Origin of the sequence: Mucilaginibacter sp. OAE612 (genome assembly GCF_041806395.1) — a bacterium.
In the GTDB taxonomy this organism is placed as follows: Bacteria; Bacteroidota; Bacteroidia; order Sphingobacteriales; family Sphingobacteriaceae; genus Mucilaginibacter; species Mucilaginibacter rubeus.
On sequence record NZ_JBGMUW010000001.1, the window covers coordinates 939,796 to 963,002 of the forward strand.

General features: G+C 42.6%; 24 protein-coding genes. 10 read left to right on the top strand and 14 right to left on the bottom strand.

From position 1 onward, the window contains the following. Window positions 1-526 precede the first annotated feature (526 nt). Complete coding sequence (locus ABID99_RS04005; RefSeq protein ID WP_373612936.1) at window positions 527-1,252, top strand: sialate O-acetylesterase; 726 nt, start codon at window positions 527-529, stop codon at window positions 1,250-1,252. Window positions 1,253-1,266: 14 nt separating this feature from the next. After that, the gene (locus tag ABID99_RS04010; RefSeq protein ID WP_373612937.1) at window positions 1,267-2,484 is read left to right on the top strand and encodes a sialate O-acetylesterase; all 1,218 of its coding nucleotides are present in this window, start codon (window positions 1,267-1,269) and stop codon (window positions 2,482-2,484) included. 84 nt (window positions 2,485-2,568) lie between these two features. On the opposite strand, the gene ABID99_RS04015 is transcribed toward ABID99_RS04010, so the two are convergent. Then, complete coding sequence (locus tag ABID99_RS04015; protein ID WP_112652862.1) at window positions 2,569-2,919, bottom strand: nuclear transport factor 2 family protein; 351 nt, start codon at window positions 2,917-2,919, stop codon at window positions 2,569-2,571. 96 nt (window positions 2,920-3,015) lie between these two features. On the opposite strand from ABID99_RS04015, the gene ABID99_RS04020 reads away from it, so the two are divergent. Continuing rightward, a complete protein-coding gene (locus ABID99_RS04020; RefSeq protein WP_373612938.1) occupies window positions 3,016-3,306 on the top strand; it encodes a YciI family protein in 291 nt (96 codons plus the stop codon). Between the two features lie 70 nt (window positions 3,307-3,376). Here ABID99_RS04020 and ABID99_RS04025 read toward each other — a convergent pair whose 3' ends face one another. The 3 genes from ABID99_RS04025 to ABID99_RS04035 form a co-directional block, all read right to left on the bottom strand. Then, window positions 3,377-3,814, bottom strand: a complete 438-nt coding sequence (locus tag ABID99_RS04025) for a carboxymuconolactone decarboxylase family protein (protein WP_090527934.1) — start codon at window positions 3,812-3,814, stop codon at window positions 3,377-3,379. A gap of 72 nt (window positions 3,815-3,886) precedes the next feature. Continuing rightward, on the bottom strand, window positions 3,887-4,459 hold the full coding sequence (locus tag ABID99_RS04030) for a Crp/Fnr family transcriptional regulator (protein WP_090527932.1): 573 nt from the start codon (window positions 4,457-4,459) through the stop codon (window positions 3,887-3,889). A gap of 618 nt (window positions 4,460-5,077) precedes the next feature. Continuing rightward, window positions 5,078-5,569 carry a hypothetical protein gene (locus ABID99_RS04035; protein WP_373612939.1) on the bottom strand — a complete coding sequence of 164 codons (492 nt, stop codon included), beginning with the start codon at window positions 5,567-5,569 and terminating at the stop codon, window positions 5,078-5,080. 139 nt (window positions 5,570-5,708) lie between these two features. Between ABID99_RS04035 and ABID99_RS04040 the strand changes: the two genes are divergently transcribed. Then, window positions 5,709-6,065 (top strand): nuclear transport factor 2 family protein, encoded by a 357-nt coding sequence (locus ABID99_RS04040; protein ID WP_373612941.1) that lies wholly within the window; start codon window positions 5,709-5,711, stop codon window positions 6,063-6,065. Between the two features lie 57 nt (window positions 6,066-6,122). On the opposite strand, the gene ABID99_RS04045 is transcribed toward ABID99_RS04040, so the two are convergent. Continuing rightward, window positions 6,123-6,410 carry a DUF3892 domain-containing protein gene (locus ABID99_RS04045; RefSeq protein ID WP_354486311.1) on the bottom strand — a complete coding sequence of 96 codons (288 nt, stop codon included), beginning with the start codon at window positions 6,408-6,410 and terminating at the stop codon, window positions 6,123-6,125. 231 nt (window positions 6,411-6,641) lie between these two features. Between ABID99_RS04045 and ABID99_RS04050 the strand changes: the two genes are divergently transcribed. Further along, a complete protein-coding gene (locus tag ABID99_RS04050) occupies window positions 6,642-7,103 on the top strand; it encodes a DUF4268 domain-containing protein (protein ID WP_373612942.1) in 462 nt (153 codons plus the stop codon). Between the two features lie 87 nt (window positions 7,104-7,190). Here ABID99_RS04050 and ABID99_RS04055 read toward each other — a convergent pair whose 3' ends face one another. From ABID99_RS04055 to ABID99_RS04070, 4 genes are all read right to left on the bottom strand, one after another. Continuing rightward, window positions 7,191-7,580: a two-component system response regulator gene (locus ABID99_RS04055; protein WP_090527920.1), complete on the bottom strand. Its 390-nt coding sequence runs from the start codon at window positions 7,578-7,580 to the stop codon at window positions 7,191-7,193. Between the two features lie 115 nt (window positions 7,581-7,695). Beyond that, the gene (locus ABID99_RS04060) at window positions 7,696-8,298 is read right to left on the bottom strand and encodes a TetR/AcrR family transcriptional regulator (protein WP_373612944.1); all 603 of its coding nucleotides are present in this window, start codon (window positions 8,296-8,298) and stop codon (window positions 7,696-7,698) included. Window positions 8,299-8,324: 26 nt separating this feature from the next. Then, the gene (locus tag ABID99_RS04065) at window positions 8,325-9,866 is read right to left on the bottom strand and encodes an MDR family MFS transporter (protein ID WP_373612945.1); all 1,542 of its coding nucleotides are present in this window, start codon (window positions 9,864-9,866) and stop codon (window positions 8,325-8,327) included. Between the two features lie 80 nt (window positions 9,867-9,946). Further along, window positions 9,947-10,684, bottom strand: a complete 738-nt coding sequence (locus tag ABID99_RS04070) for an SDR family oxidoreductase (protein WP_373612947.1) — start codon at window positions 10,682-10,684, stop codon at window positions 9,947-9,949. A 687-nt stretch (window positions 10,685-11,371) separates the two neighbouring features. On the opposite strand from ABID99_RS04070, the gene ABID99_RS04075 reads away from it, so the two are divergent. Then, window positions 11,372-12,412 (top strand): IS110 family transposase, encoded by a 1,041-nt coding sequence (locus tag ABID99_RS04075; RefSeq protein ID WP_091169225.1) that lies wholly within the window; start codon window positions 11,372-11,374, stop codon window positions 12,410-12,412. A gap of 217 nt (window positions 12,413-12,629) precedes the next feature. Here ABID99_RS04075 and ABID99_RS04080 read toward each other — a convergent pair whose 3' ends face one another. The 5 genes from ABID99_RS04080 to ABID99_RS04100 all read right to left on the bottom strand — a co-directional run bounded on the left by ABID99_RS04080 (window position 12,630) and on the right by ABID99_RS04100 (window position 19,253). Further along, window positions 12,630-13,223 carry a lactate utilization protein C gene (locus ABID99_RS04080; RefSeq protein WP_373612948.1) on the bottom strand — a complete coding sequence of 198 codons (594 nt, stop codon included), beginning with the start codon at window positions 13,221-13,223 and terminating at the stop codon, window positions 12,630-12,632. Then, entirely contained in the window at window positions 13,220-14,608 is a 1,389-nt protein-coding gene (locus ABID99_RS04085; RefSeq protein WP_373612949.1) for a lactate utilization protein B, read from the bottom strand. The genes ABID99_RS04080 and ABID99_RS04085 overlap by 4 nt, the downstream gene beginning before the upstream one ends. Then, window positions 14,608-15,345: a (Fe-S)-binding protein gene (locus ABID99_RS04090; protein ID WP_373612951.1), complete on the bottom strand. Its 738-nt coding sequence runs from the start codon at window positions 15,343-15,345 to the stop codon at window positions 14,608-14,610. Before ABID99_RS04090 ends, ABID99_RS04085 begins: the two co-directional genes overlap by 1 nt. 455 nt (window positions 15,346-15,800) lie before the next feature. Beyond that, the gene (locus tag ABID99_RS04095; protein ID WP_176628541.1) at window positions 15,801-16,445 is read right to left on the bottom strand and encodes an START domain-containing protein; all 645 of its coding nucleotides are present in this window, start codon (window positions 16,443-16,445) and stop codon (window positions 15,801-15,803) included. Window positions 16,446-16,583: 138 nt separating this feature from the next. Next, on the bottom strand, window positions 16,584-19,253 hold the full coding sequence (locus ABID99_RS04100; protein WP_373612952.1) for a family 78 glycoside hydrolase catalytic domain: 2,670 nt from the start codon (window positions 19,251-19,253) through the stop codon (window positions 16,584-16,586). 286 nt (window positions 19,254-19,539) lie between these two features. Between ABID99_RS04100 and argH the strand changes: the two genes are divergently transcribed. The 4 genes from argH to ABID99_RS04120 all read left to right on the top strand — a co-directional run bounded on the left by argH (window position 19,540) and on the right by ABID99_RS04120 (window position 23,093). Further along, complete coding sequence (gene argH, locus ABID99_RS04105) at window positions 19,540-20,874, top strand: argininosuccinate lyase (protein WP_373612953.1); 1,335 nt, start codon at window positions 19,540-19,542, stop codon at window positions 20,872-20,874. Between the two features lie 45 nt (window positions 20,875-20,919). Then, window positions 20,920-22,017: a thioredoxin-like domain-containing protein gene (locus ABID99_RS04110; RefSeq protein WP_373612954.1), complete on the top strand. Its 1,098-nt coding sequence runs from the start codon at window positions 20,920-20,922 to the stop codon at window positions 22,015-22,017. A gap of 120 nt (window positions 22,018-22,137) precedes the next feature. Continuing rightward, on the top strand, window positions 22,138-22,344 hold the full coding sequence (locus ABID99_RS04115; RefSeq protein WP_091211944.1) for a YwbE family protein: 207 nt from the start codon (window positions 22,138-22,140) through the stop codon (window positions 22,342-22,344). A gap of 56 nt (window positions 22,345-22,400) precedes the next feature. Continuing rightward, the gene (locus ABID99_RS04120) at window positions 22,401-23,093 is read left to right on the top strand and encodes a DUF1345 domain-containing protein (RefSeq protein WP_354486318.1); all 693 of its coding nucleotides are present in this window, start codon (window positions 22,401-22,403) and stop codon (window positions 23,091-23,093) included. Window positions 23,094-23,207: the final 114 nt, after the last annotated feature.

Here is a 23,207-nt window from a genome sequence, read left to right on the forward strand (position 1 = left end):
TTATTAACGAAATGTTTAGTTTTGCATCAACCCTAAACTTATCAGTATTGAAAAAAATATCCTATCCTGTAACAATAACCCTATCAAGGTCGTCTTCTTGAAATATGGAGATGTTAACGGCTGTGTCCGGTTGATTGGATTAACGATGTGTTTTTGCTGAAAAATTTACGGTATAATTTAAACATACCAGGCAGCGTTTAATGCTGCCTAACGATATTCCCGATAGTTCTTTAATGAGTATTTTCATTGTAAAATACAGTTTTAGTTAAAAAAACAATGTGTTAGCCAGGGATAGCACATTGTTTATTCGCCTTCCGGGCCAGCTCATTTTATCCAGGCACTTTCTCCCATTATTCTTCGAAACTTATAAATGCAAATTCCTTACTGACCATTGATATGCTGCATTCGTTAGCCTTACGGAAATGAATTGTTTATTAAATGTTGCCAGGACGTTTTTTAATTTGTCGGTTACACTTAACTTAGGGCCAGTCAATTCGTCAATAATTACCGTATTAAACCTAAATTAATGAACCTTAAAAAGTGTTTATCCATACTAATCGGAAGTGTATTGCTTAATGCCGGTGCATTTGCCAAAGTGATCATGCCGGGTGTTTTTAGCGATAATATGGTTTTACAGCAAAAAACCATGGCTCGGGTTTGGGGCAAGGCGAATGCGGGTAAAACAGTAACCATTACCTCTTCATGGAACAATAAAACCTATACAACCATTGCAGATGCTGATGGTAACTGGAAAACGAAGATCAAGACGCCATCGTATGGAGGGCCTTACCAGGTAACTATAACCGACGGCAGCGACCCGGTGGTTTTAAATAATGTACTGATAGGAGAGGTATGGATTTGCTCGGGACAGTCGAACATGGAAATGCCCGTGGCCGGTTGGGGCCAGGTAAATAACTATAAAGAAGAAATAGCCAACGCAAATTATCCGGAGATCCGTTTGTTACAGGTATCGCAGGCAACGAGCCTTACCCCGCAAACCAATATTAAAGTTGCCAATAACGGCTGGATGGTATGCTCACCTCAAACTATCGGCGAATTTTCGTCGGTAGCTTATTTTTTTGCCAGGGAGATCAATAAACAGGTTAAAATTCCTATCGGCCTCATCAGTTCAAACTGGGGGGGTACTATGATCGAAGCCTGGAGCGATGAAAACACGCTTACTAATAACCCGGTTTTCAGCGCACAGATCAAACAGCAGCAAAGGAATCTGCTAAAACAGAAACGCCATTAACCTTTGCACAAAAAATGGATGCTTGGAACAAACTTGCCGCCGCTGCTGATTGGGGGTATACCAATAATAACGCGTTTAATCCTGATACTGCCGGCTGGCGGAGCATGTTGCTGCCCCAGTTTTTTGAAAAAGGCGCTTTAGGAGATTTCGATGGCGTTGTTTGGTTCCGTAAAAAGATCATCATTCCTGCAGCCTGGGCCGGGCAGGATGTAAAGATTAGCCTGGGTAAGATAGATGATAATGAAATAACATTTTTTAACGGTGAAAAGATAGGCGCTACGGATGGTTACACACAGTCGCGTAATTACATTATTCCAGCTGCAAAGGTAAAGGCCGGGGAGTCGGTGATCACCGTGCGGGTTTTTGACAGCGGTGGCGGTGGCGGTCTGTACGGCGCCGACGAAATGCAATTGGTATCAGCATCGGGTGAAAAGATCTCCTTAGCCGGTACCTGGGATTATAAAGTTGGTTTTAATATAAAAAGCCTGCCACCTATGCCTGTTGCCAATAACCCGAACCGGTTGGCTGTGTTGTATAATGCGATGATCAATCCGCTTACACCTATGGCTATCCGTGGCGTAATCTGGTACCAGGGCGAAGCCAATACAGGCAGGTCGGGCCAGTATAAAGAATTATTTGAAGGCATGATAAACGGCTGGCGTGGTGTCTGGGATCAGGGCAATTTTCCGTTTTATTTTGTACAGTTAGCTAACTGGCAAAAACGTGAAGCCGACCCCGTTGCATCAGGATGGGCAGAGTTGCGGGAGGCTCAAACCCAAACACTTGAACTGCCTAACACTGGCATGGCCGTAGCTGCCGATCTGGGCGAAGCTGATAATATCCACCCAAAAAATAAACAGGAAGTTGGCCGGAGGCTGGCATTGGTCGCGCTTGATAAAACCTATCATAAAAAACAGCCCTATTCCGGGCCGATGTACAAATCACAAAAAATCGAAGGTGATAAAATTGAATTAAGCTTTAATTATACCGATGGCGGTTTAAAAGCACAGGGAGGCGACAATATGCAGGGTTTTGCCATAGCCGGTGAAGATATGAAGTTTCATTGGGCCACCGCAATTATAAAAGGCGATAAGGTTATAGTGAGCAGCCCGGATGTTACAAACCCGGTTGCCGTAAGGTACGCCTGGGCCAATAACCCGGTAAGTTCGTTGTACAATGGCGTCGGATTACCGGCTTCGCCTTTCCGCACGGATAATTGGGCAGGGAAGTAAATAACAGAGTATAACGTAACCATCTTCTAAAATCCAGACTTACGAAGTTTCTAAAATTTCGTAAGTCTTCAACTGTTCTATTACTTACAACAATGGTCTCGGATCAAATATTACCCTGATGGAGTTTATCTTACCATCAACCACATGATACCACCCGCAGCTGAATATGGTGGCGCGGTCCATATCAATATCATAAAAGATACATACATCATCGCCATCGCTAAACACACGTTTAATATCATATTTTAGCTTCATGTGCTGCATATCAGTAAAATAGGCATCGGCACCGTCGCGCTGGCCAAGTACGCCTACAAATTTCAAGTCGTCTGCCACGCAATTGCGGGCCTCTGCAAAATTTTCTTCGTTTAATGCTTTTATGAAGGAAAGCACCACGTCATTGGCGCTGCCAACTGTTGCACCTGCTTCTGTTGTCATAGGAATGGTTATTTAAGGTTACAAAATGATTTAATATAACCATCAATAATTATTCCCTTACTTATCCATTCAGTAATAATTCTTAAATTTATTAGGATGAAAAAGCATTTCGTAATTAAACTCACCGGCAACCGCCCAACGTTTCCTAACGATATGACCGATGACGAACGCGTTATTATGCAAGCTCATTCCGAATATCTGAAAGGGAAAATGAAAGAAGGCCTGGTGCTTATTTTTGGCCCGGTTTTCGACCCGAGAGGCGTTTATGGCCTTGGCATCCTTACAGTTGATGACGAAGCTCAGGTGCACGAAATTATTGCCAATGATCCGGCCAATGTTTTAGGTACTTATGAAGTGGCGTTGATGATGGCCTGGATATCGGCTTAGTTTTAAGTTAACAAGAAAGCCGCCCGGTAATGCAGGCGGCCTAAAATCAAAACAACAAAATTAAAAAGGATTAATCGAGTGGTGGCTGAAGTTGGGTAGTTACACCAATGCGGTTCCAGGCATTGATGGTGATGATAGCCATAATCACTTGTGCCAGGTATTTTTCGTCAAACAATTCTGCGGCTTTTTTATAGGTTTCGTCAGATACGCGGCCGGCGATCAGGGTTACTTCTTCGGTAAGGGCTAATATTGCACGTTCCTGCTCATCAAAGAAAGGTGCTTCGTGCCAAACACTGATGTTATAGATGCGGCGTTCGGTTTCGCCGGCTTTGCGTGCATCTGTAGTGTGCATATCCACGCAGTAAGCACAGCCATTAATTTGTGAAGCGCGGATCTTGATCAGGTCTTTATGACGGGTGGTTAACTCAGTGCTTTCGATGTATTTTTCAAGGGCAAACATGGCCCTGTATGCAGCCGGTTCGGCGATGTTGATTTTTAAGCGATTCATGTTTTTTTCTTTTTTGTTAATACAAAATTGGGGATAAACATGGCCTCAAAAAATGAACTGAGTTTAAGAAAATCAGATTTTTTTAGCCCTGAGCCGGCTCAAAAACTGCGGGGTAAAGCCTAAATAGGATGCCAGCATGTATTGGGGCACCCGCTGAACAAAAGCTGGAAACAAACCGGTGAAATGGCGATAACGCTCCTCATCGTTTTGATTAAAGATATAACCTATGCGGCGCTGTGATGCAATGAAAGCTTTTTGCATCATGATCCGGAAATAACCTTCCATCTGCGGAACCGCTTCAAATAATGCTATACGGTTCTTTTCGGTAAGCAACAGCATTTCTGAAGCTTCGATGGTTTGAATGTAAGTAGTAGCCGGCTGATGGTTGAGCAAACTATCCTGATCGGCAATCCACCAATTTTCCAGGCCAAACTGGATGATCTGCTCATTAAGCTTATTGTTAACAAAGTACTGCCTTACAAGCCCTTTGAGTACAAAATAATTACCTGCACAATGTTTGCCCGGTTCTAAAATGAGCTCTTTCTTTTTAAACTTCTTTAATTCAAAATGCCGGCAAATAGTTTCCTCGTCGGCCAGTGACAACTGAACATATCGTTTAACATGGCTGATTAGTTCGGGATACATAGATCAGGTATGAATTAGCAGGAGCAAATTTGTCAAATTAGGTTTGAATTGCGCGAATTAAACTTATATCTCATAAAAAATAAATGCTGTTTATATAAAAGCCCCCATTATTTATGCGCTGATATGTTTCCATATCGTCCAATGTTCATTGGCTAAATTTCTAATCTGATGCTGAACTAATGACAACTTCAGTTCTTGATAGTTTTGGTGATAATAGGTTGATAGTTTTACTATTCTTTCGTTTCCGGAAATTAGGTATAAATATTCACCAGCATTTTTCTTATAGGATACTGCATAGGTCAAAAAGCCTTCAATGTCACTTATTTTATAAACCTTCTTCAACCCAAATCCAAAGCAGCGAACCCTGATTATTGAACTATCATTAATAATGATTTTATGTGCTTTATGATTTAGTTGATATCCAATTAAACTAATGGTATTGCAATTAAAGATAACATAAGGAAATGACAGGAAGTGAAGGGGCTTTCCATGTGCAAAAAGAATATCGAAATTAATGAAAACATAAAAAAATATCAGGCAGTTCAAAAACAGACACATCAGTATAAAAAATACCGGCCAAAAATGGAACCTGGATTTCATTTGTTTAAGAAATTGTTATTAATAAGCTTTATCTGTACCTTCAAATTCGGCTTTTTCCTCGTATCCTAAATTCAAATCATCTTCAATTTTTTGCCGTGTTGGGCGCTGGTATATGGCATATAAAACAAGCGCAGCCGATATGGAAATAAATACTACGTTGTTGGTTAATAAAAAGCATACTATACCAAATAACGAAGGGCCTTCCAATAAGGCCATGCGTATAATAAATGCTGTCTGGTACAATTTAAGTTTAGCAAGCAGGGGCTGATCGTTTTTGATATTGCCTATCATGTTTTTTGGTAATAGCATAGACACGAGGAAGCATCCTAATGCTATTGCCGGCATTACATATATCAGTGCATCGTTTTTAGGGTTTAGTGGCTGTTGTTTTCCAATTGCAAAAACAACAATACCAAATAATATCTGCCCGGCAACCAAAGCGAGGTGAATGATGGTAATTTGTTTTAATATTAAAGACGGAGTTTGGTTTTGCGCTTGTTTGCTGATCATGTGATATGGCTGGTGTTAGTTTTCAGCAAGTTAAGTAATAAATATGAAACCGTCGCAAAGCACCCTGATAATGTCATTTTTGCCCCTCTCATCCCGCGGGTACACGCCCTAACTTTATACTAAACAAAAACATACTATCATGACAACTAAAGAAATTGTACAGCAGGTTATCGACGCTTTTGATAATAATGACGTTGAAAAGATCTTAAGTTTTTTTGCCGACGACGTAAAATGGACTATGAAAGGCTCATCTGTAACTATTATGAACGGGAAGAATGAAGTGGAGCAATTTTTAGGCGGAATGGAAGACGTGAAAATGGTGTCATCAACCAAGGATCACATTTTAGTGGAGGGTAACACCGCAGCTGTTGACGGCCGTGTTCAGTGCAAAGACAAAGATGGCAAAGAAATGGCTATGTACTATGCCGATTTTTATGAGCTGGAAAATGATAAGGTGAAAGCAATTACATCGTACATAGTTGATAAAAAGGAGTAAATTGTTTTTAGTGGCGAAAGGTAAAGGTTAAAGGCGAAAGGTTTTGACCTTTGCTATCTAAACTTCTTCTAATGTCAGCAGGTTATCGATACCGGCCCTGTCAGTTAGAGATTGGAGATGTTTTTTGCCGCCGTTTTCGGGTTTTACCACGGTAAGGTAGGTTTTGCCCCGCTCAGTGCTTACATAAAAAGCCTGGCTGTTGGCTTCGATACGGGCAATGGCTTCAGCTACGGAGATCACTACCCTCGGCCTGTCTAACGATTCATAATAACCGATGTGGGTTATTTGCTCTTGTGTACTTGAGGCTTTGGGTTTGTCAATACAGTTTATCTGGTAGCTTGCCATAAAATATGAGTGTGGTATTTGTAAAGATATGGTTTATTAGATAATCGGAAAGTTAAAAAATTGGGTGTCATGGGTAGCTCGTCGAAGCATGGTAAGCAGGCCCCTCCGCACGAGTCTTCGACGGGCTCAGACTGACTGTCCTCTTTGGTCATTTCGCCTTTCAATGTCTAATAGCTTCCTTTAGTTTTATTTTAAAACCCTTACTTTTGCCCCTTACCAATCTGCATAAAATTGTACTCAAAAGAACAGGCAACTCAATTAAAACAAGCGTTCTGGACAGCGTTTGGGCAATACCTCAAACCCCAGCTTTCCGCCGATGGCTTGCGCACTAACTGGGTTAACTATAAAACGGGCATTAAGCACCTGTACTTTAAAATGGAGGCCGATAAAAGATCTGCTTTTATCGCTATTGAAATGAGCCATCCCGATGCTGATATCCAGCAATTGATGTTCGATCAGTTTGTTGAGTTGAAAAATATTCTGAATAGCCAGCTTGATGAGGAATGGGACTGGCAGTTGCACACTACAGACGGGTACGGAAAAACTGTAAGCCGGATCATCAAGACATTACCCGGCGTAAGCGTATTTAACCAACAAGACTGGCCCGCGCTGATCTCTTTCTTTAAACCAAGAATTATTGCACTTGATGAGTTTTGGAGCATAGCGCAGTATAGTTTTGATTTGTTCAGGTAGATCGAATAAATTTCCTGAACGGATATGGTGAAAAACTTACGAAGTTTTTAAAACTTCGTAAGTTTAAGAGTGCAATAAGAAAAATCTTTAAACCATGTGTGCCACATCATCACCGGCTGCCAAAAAGCAATGGTTAACTGTGTCGATAACATCGCTCAAATTAAAAGGCTTGGCAATAAAAGCATCGGAACCATAGCTGCCTAATGATTCCAGCACACGCGGGTAGGCCGATACCATCACCACCGGGATATGCGCCGTGGCCGGGTTTGTTTTTAGCATGTGGCAAAGTTCGCCACCGTTTATACCGAACAAAATGTAATCCAAAATTACAAGGTCGGCGTTAGCTGATAGGGCCGCCTTGCATATGTCATCAGTATAGTTCAGTACCTCAACTTCATAGTGCTCCATTTCCAGAGCTTCTTTCATCACTTCCAAAATATCCTCGCTATCATCGAGGATCAAGATCTTTTTTGACATAATTAATAATTGGTAAAGAAGATAACGCGGGGAACGTTTCTTTTGTTTTCAAAGTTATATCCAATTATTGTAACAATCAAGTAACAACCTGTAGCTCTAAGATATTGGTTATTATTTACAGCTTCAGGTTATCTACGAGGTTATGAATAGATGCCAAAACGATATCCAAATTTGCAGGAGAATCTGTCACTTTCGAGATCATGATACCGCCCTCAATAAGCGCTATCATGCTTAAGGCCGTTTCTGTAGTGTTGATGCCCGGCTTAAGCTCGCCTGCATCGATGCCTGCTTTAATAAGGTTTTCGATGCCCGTTTTCCAACGGATCACCGCCCTGGCGGCTTTATCTTTCAGCAATGGGTTGGTGTCGTCGGCATCAACAGCAGTATTCAGAATAGGGCAACCGCCGGGAATAAAATCACCCCGCGTAAAACTGTGGTATACCTGGGCATAAACCAATAATTTGTCATGGTAGCTGGTGGCCCGCTGAATCCGCTCCTGGATCTGTTTGCGCACTTTGCCCGAGTTATATTCAAATACTTCGGCAGCTACTTCTTCCTTATTTTTAAAGTTACCATAAATACTGCCCTTGGTGAGGCCGGTGGCTTCGGTAAGATCGGAAAGGGATGTACCGGCATACCCCTTTTTATTAAATACGGGTGAGGTACGCTCAATAATGAATTGACGTGTACGTTCGGCTTTTGACAATTCGTTTTCCATAATGCAAATATACCAATTGGTATTAATTAGTGGTCATTTATGATAACAACAGGACGGGCTTGTTTTTTACGGTTGATAACAAGGAACAAGAGCGGCATAGCCAGTAAAAATATCAAACCCGAAAACAGGTAAGCATCCAGATAGCTTAATAAAAATGATTGTCTGTTAATGGTATTATCAATAACCGCAATGGCCTTTTTATGTGCTTCTAATGATGAAAAGCCCCGGCTGCTGAAATAATTGCTAAGCTTGGCTATCCGCGCCGTAGTTTGATCGTTGAAAATATTAATATTAGATAACAGGTCATTGCGGTGTAATCCGAAACGTTGGGCTACATAGGTATTGATTACGGCGATGCCAAATGAACCACCTAACTGCCGCATCATGTTATTTAAAGCAGTTCCCTGTGGAATGTCTTTAGGTTCGAGCCCCGATACAGCCAAAGCTGTAAGCGGAACGGTTAATAAGGCAATACCCATTGCCCTGTAAATTAGCGGGCCAACTAAATCGCCAGGAGCCGCCTCCAGGTTCATGCGCGACATTTGCCAGGTAAAGCTGATGAATATCACGAACCCCGCAGTAATGATGATCAATGGCGATATGCCTTTTTTTAACAATGTGGCCGAAAATAACAAGCCCACAATGGCCAGTACCGCGCCTGGCAACAGAATAAGCCCCGTAATGGTTGGCGGGAACAGAAGCACCCTTTGGGCAAGCACAGGTGTGAGGAATACAGACGTAAACAGGCCAAACCCGGTTACAAATGTCAGTATAGCCGCTACAGCGAGCGACTTGCTTCTCAGTACCCGCAGATCAATAACCGGGTTAGGGGTTGTAAGCTCCCACCAAATGAAAGTACTAAGACTTATAATGGCTATTATAGTAAGCACTATAATGTAACCGGCGGCAAACCAGTCGTCAGTTTCACCGCGTTCTAATACAGTTTGAAGCGAGCCGATGCCTATAATCAGCAGGAGAATGCCCCACCAGTCTACACTTTTTACTTTGGCTTTGATCTCCGGTTCAGTGACCAGCAATAAACTGGATATAGTTACAGCAATACCGATAGGGATGTTGATGTAAAAGATCCATGGCCAACTATAATTTTCGGTAATGAAGCCACCCAGAGTAGGGCCAATAGTCGGGCCTAAAAACACACCCACGCCAAATAGCGCGCTGGCTATGCCCACACGTTCCTTGCCGTAAACCTCAAATACAATAGCCTGAGATACTGATAACAGCGCGCCGCCACCGATGCCCTGCAAAAAGCGAAAAGCAACCAGTGTCCATATGTTTGACGATAGTCCGCACATAGCCGAAAAGAAAGTAAACGCGATGATTGAACCGATATAATAATTACGACGGCCAAGCTTGGTGGTTAAAAAACTGGTCATCGGTATTACGATGATGTTGGCAATGGCATAAGCTGTAATAACCCAGGAAGTATCTTCGAGCGTAGCGCCAAGGTTACCGCTCATGTGCGAGAGGGCAACATTTACTATTGAGGTATCTATCAGTTCCATGATAGCAGCGGCTATAACGGTAATGATAAGGATGCTTTTTTTCATTGAAATATGAATTGAAAAACTAAAAATTGTCCTAAAAAATACCAATCGGTATTTTTTAGGACAAAAATTAAATCAGAGATTTATCTCTGATGCAGGGCTTTCAATGCTTCGGCTGGGTTTGACAGGAACAAGCGGTAGAATGGTTCGGTACCACCAACGCGGATCTCGAAGTTGTCGGTTTCAAAGCTTGCAACAAATTCATCAGCAACCTGCGATGCAGGGATACCATTGTGCCCGCCAATCTCTGCCGAAAATTCGGTATCGACCAATGGAGGCATTAGCTCAAATACTTTAATGTTAGTTTCTTCTAAAGCGGCCCTTAATGAAATAGTATAAGAGTGCAGGGCGGCTTTAGTTGCTGAGTAGGTGGCAGTTTGCTTGCCAGGCAAAAAGGCAACTATTGATGATACGTTTACGATAGCCGCTTCGCTTTGCTGCTGTAAAACCGGCAGCAGTTTTTCGTTAAGGCGGATTACTGAAATATAGTTGGTAAACATTTCAGTTTGTGCGTTTTCAAAAACGTTGGGCGTAGTAAGCAGATCGTTGATTGAAGCTGCACCGGCGTTATTGATCACCACGTTTAGCTGAGGGAAATCTTTTTTCACTTGTGCGGTTAATGCTTCCACATCTTCTGCATTAGATATATCTGCTTTAATTGCGGTTACATTTTGTAATTGAGCGGCGGCTTTATCCAAACGATCCTGGTTGCGGCCAATAATAATTACATGGTTATTTTTAGCTGATAGTTGTTTTGCAATTTCAAAACCTATACCGGCACTGCCGCCGGTTATCAATACTGTATTTTGTGAAGTTTTCATGTTGTTATGTGTCCTTTAGTTTTGACAATACAAAAATATACCAATCGGTATATTTTTGTATCATATATTTGTCATTGTTGTAAATTGTTGATTTTTAGAGTAAAAGTATGGGCTTAGTAAGTTAAGTTCTTGCGCTCGTTTGCGCTCGTTTGTAACGAGTGCTTAAAATGGTTTGGCGATTGCATTGCCAGTTGCGTTACAAACGCAAACCCATGTTACACACTCGTTACAAACGAGCGCGAGATAAGGTTTTTAGGGGGGAGAGTTGGGGGGGATGCAAATGAAAAGCGTCATTGCAGAGGTACGAAGCAATCCCAAACAGTACAGGTTATTAAGTGTATTTTTCTAATGGATTTTATAACATGGGCGTTGCCTGCGGCCCGGGCTTTCCGTTGCAAGTCCTCGCCTTTCCTGCCCGCAACCCCTCTACACGCTCCAGGCTTTACACTTCAATCCCTCCTATGTTTACATCTAATATTATTGTAATGATTTTATGAGTGAAAAGAGTGAGAGCACAGCAATCCCAAACAGCCTTGAGCATGTTGAGCGTTAGATATAGCCTCACTCCTTTACTTTTTTGAGTTTGAACAGAATGTAAGGAATACGACCAGGCAGTATATCCAGGATAACCAACAGGAGGAAAAACGAAGAAAGGTTTTCACTTATAACAGTTAAAAACTTTGATCAATGGCAAGCAGATTATTAAAACAAGTAGTAGGTATTGATGTGGCTCAAAAAGAGCTGGTGGTTTCTATCGGCAAGATGGATGAGCAGGCAGTTATAACAGTTTATGCGAACAAGATTTTTCCAAACAATGAAAAAGGATTTGCAAACCTGGAAGTATGGATAAACAAGCAAAGCATCCCCCAATATCCATTAAGATATGTAATGGAGGCCACAGGTGTATACCACGAGCGCCTTGCTTATTATCTGGCCGGCAAAGGGTATGCTGTAAGTATTGTCATGCCCAACAAGATCTCAAACTTCTTCAAGACACTGGAGATCAAAACAATTACCGATAAATCAATGTCTTTTGCCATAGCCATGTTCGGACTTGAAAAGAAACTGGATAACTGGGTACAACCCAAAAGGGTGTTCAGGACCCTGCGGCAGATAACCCGTGAAAGAGAACAACTTATTGCAGAAAGAACCATGATCAAGAACCAGCTACATGCTGAACAGTCCGAAGCTTTTCCGGGGGAAGATACTATCCGCAGAATGATGGACAGGATAAAGATGATTGGTGAACAACTTAAAGAAATACTTACTGAGATTAGAACAGCTGTAGCACAGGACAAACATTTAAAACAAACACTGGCTACCATTACCACTATTCCTGGAGTCGGCTTATTAACGGCCACTGTGATCATAGCCGAAACAAACGGCTTTGAGCTGATCAGGAGTAAAAAGCAGCTGACCAGTTACGCCGGGCTGGATGTCAGGGAAAAAGAATCCGGCTCATCCGTTAAGGGCAAACCCAAGATATCTAAAAGGGGGAACAAGCATTTACGAAAAGCCATGCACTTACCTGCATTAGCGGCCATAAGACATTCAGAAAGATATAAAGCTATATTTGTCCGGATCGTATCCCGAAATAGCGTGAAAATGAAAGCTACTGTAGCAGTACAAAGAAAATTATTGGAGATGGTATACACTATATACAAAACCAACAAACCATTCGAAAAAGACTACCTTCAACAGAATGCACACATATCCGAAAATAGTTAGAGCAGTCGCTTCAATTGAAGGACTGCCCTAAACAGGCTAACATAAAGCTGCCTAAGACTCAAAAATAAAAAATAACTTTTGCATATCAACACAGAATCTAACGCGGCCCACGCGCAACACCGCTAAAATATATTTTACATGTCATTACGTTTTTTTTCAGGGCTTCCCTGATGGTTACTCGCAATGACGTTACTTTTAGGTCGCTTTTAAAAGATCTTTAAGAAAGTATAAACACCGATAAACTTCTTGGCCCATGAGCCCCTATAACCAACGACTGTTCAATATCTGCAGTTTTTGAAGGGCCGGAGATAAACGAACCATAGCCATAATCGGCATCGGCAATTACCTGGTAAGCCTGCGCCATGGTAGGTACAAAATCATCTTTACCGATTACTACTGCCAAATGCTGGGCAATAAAAGGTAGTACCCGGCTACCCATATCTTTTTCGGTAAGCCAGAGTGCCCCGTTTTCGGCAACACCAAGTTTAGTACGAAGTACGGTCAATTCAACATCTGCGAAAGTGTGCCCGTCTTCGTGTTTCACGTTTTCGGCATAAATGTAATCGCTCAGTTCGCTAAGGGCAGATATGATCTTAACGCCGGCTTTAAATTCGTTATTAATGATGGTTTTGATCTCATCAAAGTCACTAACCTCATAAACAAAGCTGCCGCCTGCTGTAGCGATGGTTTTGTATTTTGATACCAGATCAGTTCTGACATCGGTTAGCGTATTCAACACATCCATATCTGGCAGCGGCATAGCAGCGGGCTGATTAAATTTTACAGCGGCTAAGATCTTTTCACGGCTCATGAGTTTTTTGCTCCTTTCCTTTTGGCATACCATTCGCCAAATGATTCATCGGGTGCTTTAGGCATTTCCCTTTGATTGTACCAGGGGTTTAGTTTATTATTTACTGCAAATGGGGCATATTTAAATACCAGTCTGCCGGTTTTACCTCCCATGCGGTACAGGGCTGGTGAGGCCAGTGTTAAAGCCATAGCTTTCATGGCTATAGTTTTTGCTTTGGGCGAATATCCTTCCTTCACAATCACCTGCCGCCATTTATACAGCTGGTCATGAATATCTATCTTAACCGGGCACACGTTGCTGCACGAACCGCAAAGGGTAGAGGCAAATGGCAGGTCGGCATATATTTTCATGTCGAGGTTAGGGGCCAGGATGGATCCTATTGGCCCGGCAACGGCGGTATGATAGCTGTGACCGCCACTTTTGCGATAAACCGGGCAGGTATTCATACAAGCCCCGCAACGGATACATTTCAACGAGTTGCGAAAGTCCTCGCGACCCAGCTGAATGCTGCGCCCGTTATCAACAATAACAATGTGAATTTCGGTGCCTTCCTGCGGTTTGCTGAAATGGCTCGAGTAAGTGGTAATAGGCTGTCCGGTAGCACTGCGGGTAAGCAGGCGCAGAAACACACCAAGGTGTTTCCTTTCTGGAATAAGCTTTTCGATGCCCATTGATGCGATATGGATCTCGGCTAAATGTGCCCCCATATCAGCGTTACCCTCATTGGTACAGATCACGAACTCACCTGTTTCGGCCACTGCGAAATTAACACCGGTAAGTGCTGCGCGACGGGTTAAAAATACCTCGCGCAAATGTTGACGGGCAGTTTCAGTCAATATTTTAGGATCTGATTCGCCTTTGGCTGAACCTAAATGCTCGTGGAAAATATCGCCTATTTCTTCCTTCTTTTTATGGATACAAGGCAGTACGATATGGCTTGGCGGTTCATGGGCCAACTGTACAATGCGCTCTCCGAGATCGGAGTCAATTACATCAATGCCCTGCTCTTTCAGGTATTCGTTCAAATGGCATTCCTCGGTAAGCATCGATTTGCTTTTTACCATTTTAGTAATGCCCTTTTGTTCAAGCAGGCCGTGTACAATTTGGTTATGTTCTGTGGCGTCGGCCGCCCAGTGTACTATGATCCCATTTTTGGTGGCATTGGCCTCAAACTGCTCCAGGTAGATGCTCAGGTTTGAGAGTACGTTAAATTTTATTTGGGATGCCGTTTCGCGCAGCAATTCCCATTCGGGGAGTTTATGAGCGGCAATATCCCGTTTGGCACGTACCCACCATAGGGTTTCATCATGCCAGTTTACACGGGGCTCATCGCGGTTAAATTCGGCAGCTAAATGCGGGTGATCTTTGGTAGTAGCGGTACTCATTACAGGCTGTTGTTTAAAATTTCGGCTACGTGAATTACTTTAACATCGCTGTTTTGGCGACGCAGGATGCCCTCAAGGTGCATCAGGCACGAAAGATCGGCCGAGGTAATATATTGCGCCCCGTGCGATATGTGATCAGCTACACGGTCTTTCCCCATTTTGGCCGATACCGCCTCCTCAACCACACAAAACGTTCCTCCAAAACCGCAGCAATCATCCTGGCGGCTAAGTTGTACCAGTTCCAGTCCATTTACCAGATCCAGTAACTGGGCCGGTTTGCTGAATGGTTCGGCAACAAGCTCACTCATTTGGGCTATGCGTAAACCACGCAAACCGTGGCAGCTCTGGTGTAAACCAACTTTGTATGGGAAACTGGCCGAAAGCTGTTTAACTCTCAATATATCAACCAAAAACTCGGTAAGCTCATAAACTTTTTTGCGGATCTCTGTTGCCTGTTCCTCTTTTCCATCGGCATGTAAATGCTCTTTGATGTGCAGGGTACAACTTCCCGACGGACAAACGACATAATCGTATCCCGAAAAATTATCGACAAATAGATTATTGCAGCCGCCGGTTAAATGCTCATAACCCGAATTGGCCATCGGCTGCCCGCAGCAGGTTTGATTTTTAGGGTAGTGGACTTCGCAGCCAAGTTTTTCCAGTAATTCCAGCGTGGCAATGGCCGCTTTTGGGTAAAACTGGTCAACATAGCAAGGAACAAACAAGGCAACTCTCATCGTTTACACGTTTACTTTATTGGTTAAAGCAATATTAGCGTTTATAATTTGCACAACTATCCTTTGGTATCCTGCAGGCAAATTAAACGGTTATATACTAACATCGAAAGTACAGCTAAGTGTGATACGAGTTTTCAATTTTATTTGCAAAATGCTGACGTTTATTTGCAAGTTGTCTGAACCTGGATTTGGGGGGATTTTTGGAAGACAGGATTTTGTCTGAACTCGAATTTTAGGAATTAAAGAATAGACAGAATCTTTATGCAGTGAACTACCAAGCAAATTCTTCACTGTTTGCTGTTCGCAGACTCTGTCTATGGATGTACTATGTGTGTAGTTATAACTACATACTCCCCGATAGTTAACAGACTTAGAATAGCACGGGAATTGTGGAACTAACAAACCAATTCGATAAATTCTTTAATTCCTAAAATTCGAGTTCAGACAGAACGCAACTACTGCACATATGCCAGCTTCACATCCTTATAAGCCGGTTTCTGCAATTGTTTTTTTAAACCTTTAAAACTTTCGGTAGGGCCTTGTGCGGCAAACATATTGATAAGCCAGGCAGGTACCGAGCCTCCCGGATCAAGGTGCAGGGTGTAAACGATACTTACATGATTGCTATCAACGGGAGTGATAACCCACCTGCCGGTTGAGTTTTCAACTCTTACGATGCCATCTTTCGCGGGTACCATATTTGAGATAACCGGCGCGTCGATGGTAACCACTTTGGTTTTAGGGTCTTGCGTAACTTTTAAATGTGCTACAAAATCACGGTTATGAACCGGCCATGGTATGTTTACTTCCGAGTAGTAATAAATATCTGAAGGAGAAACTTCTTTAATAACAGTTGCCGACTTGGTGTGGTAAACCCATTCGCTGCAGGTTTTGATATCCATAAGAACCGCCACCAATTGTGCTGCTGAAGCATTAAATGTGCACTCTACTTTTATGGCTTTGATTTTTGAATTTGCAATATGGCGGGTGTAAACCTTGATGCCGTCTTTGTCGGTGCTTAATGACCATGGCTCTTCAGGGCCTGCCATGGCAAATTTGGTAACAAATAATAAAAATACGATAGTAAGTATCCTGCGCATGGTGTATCAGTGATTGTAAATAAGGTGCGACAAATTTATATACAAAAACAGGCCGGGGTTGCCCCGGCCTGTCAGTAAATGGTCATTTGATATGCGCAGATATTAAAATATGAAAATACTATGGCATTTGCGGTGATATTATTTTACCTCGAACACATAGCTGCCCGCATTTATTTTATACAACGCAGGGTTGTTGATTGCTTTGCCCGCAAGATAAACTTTACCAGCCGGGAAGCTAATTGTTGCACTTGAGTTTGCAGGCACACTTACTTTATAAGTTACACTGTTACCGGTGCGTTGCCACGATGAAACAATGTTACCATAAGGCCCTTTGTGGGTAGCCGTAAATTCGTTTAGGTTTGGTACAAAGTGCGGTTGCAGTAATACATTTTTAAAGCCGGGATGCTCCGGATCGGGGTGAATACCTGCAATGCCCTTGTATAGCCATGCGCCAATTTCACCAAACATAATGTGGTTGAGCGAAATATCAGATTTTGCATCTATTTGCCAGTTTTCATATAGTGTGGTAGCGCCGTTAACCATCCACCATCCCCATGATGGGAAGGTTTCCTGCGAGGCTATTTTGTAGGCAACATCCGGATAACCGTTATCGCTTAGTGCACTCAAGATGGCCTTGGCACCCAAAATGCCTACATCCAAATGGAAGTTATCGGCTTCAACACGTTTAGCCAGATTGGCGGCAACTTTACTTTTCATGTTATCGGGCACTACACCCCAGTAGAGTGGTACACTTAATTCTGTTTGTAAGCCCTTGCCGTAAAGGCCAGTTGTAGTATCTAAATATTTAGCATTGATGGCGTTCCTGATCTTATTGGCCAATGCCGAATATTTTACATAATCGACCTGTTTGCCTAATATTTTGGCTGCTTTAGCCAGTATGCTGGCATCGGTATAATAATAAACAGACGAAGTAAGCTCAACCGGCGAAACCGATTTTACCGGCACCCAGTCGCCCAGGCCCCAGGTGGTCAAGCCGGTCGGATAAAGCTCATCGATGTGGTTTACGTATTTTTCAATAGCATTATAGCTATCGGCCAATAGTTTGCTATCGCCATAAAATAAATAAATATTGTAAGGAATAATGGCGATGGTACTGGTCCAGTCGGGCCCGTTACCCCACTCGTAGCCCCAGCCGCCGGTTGGGATAATTGAAGGGAGTACGCCGTTAGGTTGCTGCTCATCGCGATGATCGGCCAGCCATTTTTCGTAAACGGTGATGCCATCAAAATTATAGAGGCCGGTTTCGCTGGCAATGTGGGCATCGCCGGTCCAGCCGTTCTTTTCACGTTGAGGGCAATCAGTGGGATAGCCGAACAGGTTGCTGAGGTAGCTATTGTTGGTAGCCGTCCAGATCTGGTTAATGGTTTGATTGGATGCTTTAACGGTACCGATGGGCTCTACATCGCTGTGCATAAAAAACGCTTTGATGTTTTCTTTGCCAATTTGGATGGGTTTGCTGCTACTTACCTCAATATATTGAAAACCTTTGTAGTTAAAACGCGGCGAAAATGTTTCTTCGCCCTTGCCGCCTAAAATGAAAATATCGGTCTGGAATGGATCTTTATCATCAGTAGGGCGGTAATGCAGATCGATGTTTGATTGATCAACATGTCCGTTTTTGTTCAATCTTTCTGCATGTTTAAGACGGATCACGGTGCCCGAATCACCTTTAACAGTGATCTGGCTTACGCCCGAAATATTTCGGCCCATGTCAAACACCCAAACGTCGCTGTCAATTTTGGTAACGCTTTTGGTGCTGATGGTATCAACCGCACGGATAGGCTGCATAGCTTGTGATACAATGTTCATTGATGGAGCAGAACGGTTAATAACCGGCTTCCATTTGCTGTCGTCAAAGTTGGCTGTGTTCCAGCCCGGTTGCTCTAACCGGCCATCGTAATGCTCGGCAGTGTAAATACTGTTGAAAACGATAGGACTAAGCGAAGTTTTCCAGTCGGTACCTGATTTTACAGTTTCAACCGTACCATCGGTATAAGTGATGCGCAAGTCCATACAAAATGCCGGGCGACCGCGCCAAGGCGCCTGGTGAAAGAACCAAACAGCCGTACTCTGGTGGTTGTACCAGCCGTTACCTAACAATACGCCAACGGCATTTTTGCCGCTTTGCAACTGGGCGGTTACATCATACGAAACATATAATGTACGCCTGTCGAACCGGGTATACATAGGATCGAGGCGGTGATTGCCGATTTTTTTTCCGTTGAGATATAATTCATATAAACCAGCCGCAGCAATATAAGCCCTCGCCGAGCGGATTGGCTTAGCTACTTTAAATGTATTGCGAAAATAAGGGGCAGGGTTTACTGCTATCCCTTTATTATCGCTGATCCATGAGCCTTTCCAGTTTTGCATGCCCATCATGCCTGTTTCGAAACTGTTTACAACTGATGGGGCAAGCTTTTTACCTGCCCAGTCCCAAAGCTGAACCTTCCAGAAATACTTAGTAAAAGGTTTTAGTTGTTGACCACTATAAATAACAAGATTATTTGATGAAGCAATTTTGGATGTAGTCCATGCGCTGCCTTTGCTTGCTGAAACAGCAACTGAATCGGTACCTATATAAAGCTGGTAGGCACTCTGAGCTGCACCCTGTGCTTTATCGTTCATGAGCCAGGTTAAGCGGGGGTGAGTGTTATCGATGCCTATAGGGTTTACAAGGTATTCGGATTTAAGACCTGTTGCCCCAGGCGTTTGAGCTTGTGTTACCGAATAAAAGCAAAATGATAAGGCAATGCTAAGCAATGGCTTACATAAAAGGTGTTTCATGTGGTTAAGATAGCGGTTTATACAATATTGGCCAAAGCCTATGATAAGTTGTCACAATCAACAATGTTAAATGGATAGATTGAGATTGGCATCCTGAACTGTCTGAACCTGAATTTTGACCATTGATTTTTTCTGATTACGTTGATTACGCTGATTTTTTTCTGAACCCGAATTTATGCAATTAAGGAATTAACAGAATGCTGAGCAAATTCAATAAATTCATTTAATTCAATAAATTCGAGTTCAGACAAAATAAGACAGTTCAGATAATTTATACATTTGCACCATGAGCAAGCTATGGCAAAAAACTACCAACGTTAACGAACTGGTTGAAAACTTTACTGTTGGCCGCGACCGTGAATTTGATGAGCAAATGGCGGCGTTTGACGTTTTAGGATCGTTGGCCCATACCCGGATGCTGCAAAGCGTAGGGCTGATGGATAGCACCGATCTGGAGCTTGTTCAGCGCGAGTTGAAAAACATTTATGCAGATATTGCCAAAGGCGGTTTCAAGATCGATGAGCATGTGGAAGACGTTCACTCGCAGGTTGAACTGCTGCTCACCCAACGCATTGGTGATGCCGGTAAAAAGATCCACAGCGGCCGCTCACGTAACGACCAGGTTTTGGTCGACTTAAAGCTTTTCTTCCGTTACCAGTTGCAGGAAGTTGTTGAAAGCACCGAAACCCTGTTCCGCCAGCTTATTGAATTGAGTGAAAAACATAAAGATGTTTTATTGCCGGGTTATACCCACCTGCAGGTGGCCATGCCATCATCATTTGGCTTATGGTTTGGCGCCTATGCCGAAAGCCTGGTTGATGACCTTGAACTGGTTCTGGCTGCTTACCGCATTACCAATAAAAATCCGCTGGGTTCGGCTGCCGGTTATGGTTCATCGTTCCCGCTTAACCGTACTTTAACTACACAGCTTTTAGGTTTTGATAACCTTAATTATAATGTTGTTTACGCGCAAATGGGGCGGGGTAAAACGGAGCGCATTATTGCTCAGGCCATATCAACCATTGCGGCTACGCTGGCAAAAATGGCGATGGATCAAACCTTGTACCTGAGCCAGAATTTCTCGTTTGTAAGTTACCCGGACGCATTAACTACCGGCAGCAGCATTATGCCGCACAAAAAAAACCCCGATGTTTGGGAAATTATGCGCGGCAAATGTAACCGCCTGCAAGCACTGCCTACCGATGTAGCCATGATGACCACTAATTTACCATCAGGATATCACCGTGAGCTTCAATTACTGAAAGAATTGCTGTTTCCTGCTTTTGCCGATTTGAAACACTGCCTGCAAATGGCAACCTTCATGCTGCAAAATATAACCATAAAAACGGACATTTTGGATGATGCCAAATACGCTTACCTGTTTAGTGTTGAGGAAGTGAACCGTTTAACCTTAAGCGGCACGCCATTCCGCGATGCTTATAAACAGGTTGGTTTGGCTATTGAAGCAGGAAATTTTAATCCTGATAAAACGGTGAACCATACCCACGAGGGTAGCATCGGTAACCTTGGAAACGAGCAGATTGCTGCCTCATTTGATAAACTGATCGATAATTTTGATTTCGGAAAAGTAGAGCAGGCAATAAAAGGGCTGGTTGAATAGTTATAATGGTATCAGGAATTTTTTTAGCAGCCTGATACTAAACCAATGAAAAAACCTTATTACACCATCCTGCTGATGCTTATCAGCGTGTTTTCCTGTAAACATGATAATACCGTAATAATTAAAGGAGATATAAAAGGCCTTAAAAGTAAATGGGTGTATTACAAACCCGCTTATTCATTTTTTAGTAAAGCCACAGACTCTGCCAAAGTTACTGATGGAAAGTTCGAAATTAGATTTAAACGGGATACCCCTTTTTTTGCCGATCTTGTTCAGTTAAATTATCTCGACGAAAAAGGAAAACAGCAATTTATAGATGTTGCCAATCCGTATGAGCCTTCAAAAAATCATTCCAGGTATACTTTTTTTGTTATAAGTTCGGGAATAACCACAATAACCGGAGACCTCTCAAAAACTGAAGGAGCGATCTTAAAAGGTGGGCCACAATCCGATTCGTTTTTGAAGAATATAACGCTGCCTTACATCCGTATAAGTAAAGATGGTATCAGGAGAACCGCGCAAGCAGAAAGGATAAAAAAAATTATCAGTGAGAATCCCGACTCTTATTGGAGTTTACTTGCGTTGCATGGTTTTAGATTTTACTTAGATCATTCCCAATTGAAAGAATTATTCAACTCTTTTGGCGATGAAGCAAAAGCATCGTACTATGGGAAAAAACTGAAACAGTTTATTGATAATCAGCCTGCAGATAAAAATCAGTTTGCTAATAGCGTTTTCAATGATGCTGATGAAAAGCCGGTGAACCTGGTGGATAATACAAAAAAGTTAAATATGGTGATATTCTGGGCAAGCTGGTGCAGCCCATGTCGCCAGGAAATCCCTTCCTTAAAGCGGATAGCAGCCCGATTTAATAAAGATGATATCAGATTTGTTAGCGTATCAATAGATGCAAAGAAAGAGAACTGGTTACCAGTTATGAAAGCTGAAGATATGCCCTGGCAGCAACTCATCATACCTCAGCAGGTGTTTTCTAAAGCACAGGCACAGTACAATTTGGGGTTCATACCACAGGTATACCTGGTTAATAATAAAAATATAGTAGTAAAAAAAATTGATGGTTTTGACAATGGCAACGAAGAACGCGTTAAAACTTTTATAGCCGATTATCTTGCGAAAAATTGATATTTGCCTGGTTTTTGTGATAAGATTATTGTCGATCTATTCAATCGGTGAAATCATATCAATCAAAAAAATCAAAAAATAAAATCAGCGAAATCAACGTAATCAAATAAATCAACGGTCATGAATGGACAAAACAGAAGCGATATATACCCCGGCCTTGAGGTTGACATCATACTAAAAAAAGACCAGCGTACAGGTACGCTGACCAGGGGTTTCGTAAAACGGCTGTTAACCAGCGCGGCGTATCATTCACGCGGTATCAAAGTACAACTGGATGACGGGCAGGTAGGCCGTGTGGCCTGGATTGTTGAGGAAGACGATTTTTAGTATCTTCATTTAATCTACATCAAACATTATAATATTTATGGTGTAGCTTAAATTGTATGCCTCAAAAAACAAAAACCAAAGTCTTTTTTAGTCTTGATGCTCATCACCGCCTCCTGATCTCGTTAGGGGCCGCAGCAATAACACTGTTTTTCTCCTGGGCTCATTTTTCGGTGCCAACGGTTGCTTTGGTAACCTGGATAGCATTTGGTTTATGCATCATTATTATGGATTGGATCATTATCCTAACGGCTAACCCCGCCGAGATCCGTAAAATAGCAAGTATCGAAGACTCAAGCCGCACACTGATATTTTTGTTTGTGATAGTATCATCGCTGATGAGCTTGCTGGCAATAGTATTTCTGTTGTTATCCACAAAAAACCAATCGGACGCGGTTGTGACGGCGCGGGTTTTATTGGCCATGGCATCGGTTATTGTTTCATGGTGGCTGGTACACACTATATTCGCCTTGCGTTATGCCCATATGTATTATACTACAGATCCCGATGATGATAAAAAACTCAAACATCTCGGCGGTCTTGAATTTCCGGGTGATGAAAAAGAGCCGGATTACCTCGATTTTGTATACTTTTCGTTTGTAGTAGGCATGACTTTCCAGGTATCTGACGTGGAGATCTCCGCACGCTCTATCCGCAGGCTGGCCTGGCTGCACGGGTTGATTTCTTTTGCGTTTAATACAGCTATTGTGGCATTGAGCATTAATGTGATATCGGGGATGATATCTAAATAAGATTATGTCAGATTGCTGTTGTCATGACGGCCGATCAAACCAACGGCATTCTGAAGCCAAGAGTGAGGCCGTCAGTCTGAGTGATTTAAATCCAGAGTCTCAGAAGGTAAAATG

Excerpts from the sequence above, each read along its gene's own strand:
- ABID99_RS04100 (WP_373612952.1), bottom strand. The coding sequence starts at position 19,253 with ATGAAACACCTTTTATGTAAGCCATTGCTTAGCATTGCCTTATCATTT.
- ABID99_RS04045 (WP_354486311.1), bottom strand. The coding sequence starts at position 6,410 with ATGGCAAGCTACCAGATAAACTGTATTGACAAACCCAAAGCCTCAAGT.
- ABID99_RS04035 (WP_373612939.1), bottom strand. The coding sequence starts at position 5,569 with ATGATCAGCAAACAAGCGCAAAACCAAACTCCGTCTTTAATATTAAAA.
- ABID99_RS04080 (WP_373612948.1), bottom strand. The coding sequence starts at position 13,223 with ATGAGCCGTGAAAAGATCTTAGCCGCTGTAAAATTTAATCAGCCCGCT.
- ABID99_RS04020 (WP_373612938.1), top strand. The coding sequence starts at position 3,016 with ATGAAAAAGCATTTCGTAATTAAACTCACCGGCAACCGCCCAACGTTT.
- ABID99_RS04115 (WP_091211944.1), top strand. The coding sequence starts at position 22,138 with ATGAATGGACAAAACAGAAGCGATATATACCCCGGCCTTGAGGTTGAC.
- ABID99_RS04030 (WP_090527932.1), bottom strand. The coding sequence starts at position 4,459 with ATGTATCCCGAACTAATCAGCCATGTTAAACGATATGTTCAGTTGTCA.
- ABID99_RS04040 (WP_373612941.1), top strand. The coding sequence starts at position 5,709 with ATGACAACTAAAGAAATTGTACAGCAGGTTATCGACGCTTTTGATAAT.
- ABID99_RS04085 (WP_373612949.1), bottom strand. The coding sequence starts at position 14,608 with ATGAGTACCGCTACTACCAAAGATCACCCGCATTTAGCTGCCGAATTT.
- argH (WP_373612953.1), top strand. The coding sequence starts at position 19,540 with ATGAGCAAGCTATGGCAAAAAACTACCAACGTTAACGAACTGGTTGAA.
- ABID99_RS04060 (WP_373612944.1), bottom strand. The coding sequence starts at position 8,298 with ATGGAAAACGAATTGTCAAAAGCCGAACGTACACGTCAATTCATTATT.
- ABID99_RS04090 (WP_373612951.1), bottom strand. The coding sequence starts at position 15,345 with ATGAGAGTTGCCTTGTTTGTTCCTTGCTATGTTGACCAGTTTTACCCA.
- ABID99_RS04005 (WP_373612936.1), top strand. The coding sequence starts at position 527 with ATGAACCTTAAAAAGTGTTTATCCATACTAATCGGAAGTGTATTGCTT.
- ABID99_RS04055 (WP_090527920.1), bottom strand. The coding sequence starts at position 7,580 with ATGTCAAAAAAGATCTTGATCCTCGATGATAGCGAGGATATTTTGGAA.
- ABID99_RS04015 (WP_112652862.1), bottom strand. The coding sequence starts at position 2,919 with ATGACAACAGAAGCAGGTGCAACAGTTGGCAGCGCCAATGACGTGGTG.
- ABID99_RS04075 (WP_091169225.1), top strand. The coding sequence starts at position 11,372 with ATGGCAAGCAGATTATTAAAACAAGTAGTAGGTATTGATGTGGCTCAA.
- ABID99_RS04095 (WP_176628541.1), bottom strand. The coding sequence starts at position 16,445 with ATGCGCAGGATACTTACTATCGTATTTTTATTATTTGTTACCAAATTT.
- ABID99_RS04065 (WP_373612945.1), bottom strand. The coding sequence starts at position 9,866 with ATGAAAAAAAGCATCCTTATCATTACCGTTATAGCCGCTGCTATCATG.
- ABID99_RS04025 (WP_090527934.1), bottom strand. The coding sequence starts at position 3,814 with ATGAATCGCTTAAAAATCAACATCGCCGAACCGGCTGCATACAGGGCC.
- ABID99_RS04010 (WP_373612937.1), top strand. The coding sequence starts at position 1,267 with ATGGATGCTTGGAACAAACTTGCCGCCGCTGCTGATTGGGGGTATACC.
- ABID99_RS04070 (WP_373612947.1), bottom strand. The coding sequence starts at position 10,684 with ATGAAAACTTCACAAAATACAGTATTGATAACCGGCGGCAGTGCCGGT.
- ABID99_RS04120 (WP_354486318.1), top strand. The coding sequence starts at position 22,401 with ATGCCTCAAAAAACAAAAACCAAAGTCTTTTTTAGTCTTGATGCTCAT.
- ABID99_RS04110 (WP_373612954.1), top strand. The coding sequence starts at position 20,920 with ATGAAAAAACCTTATTACACCATCCTGCTGATGCTTATCAGCGTGTTT.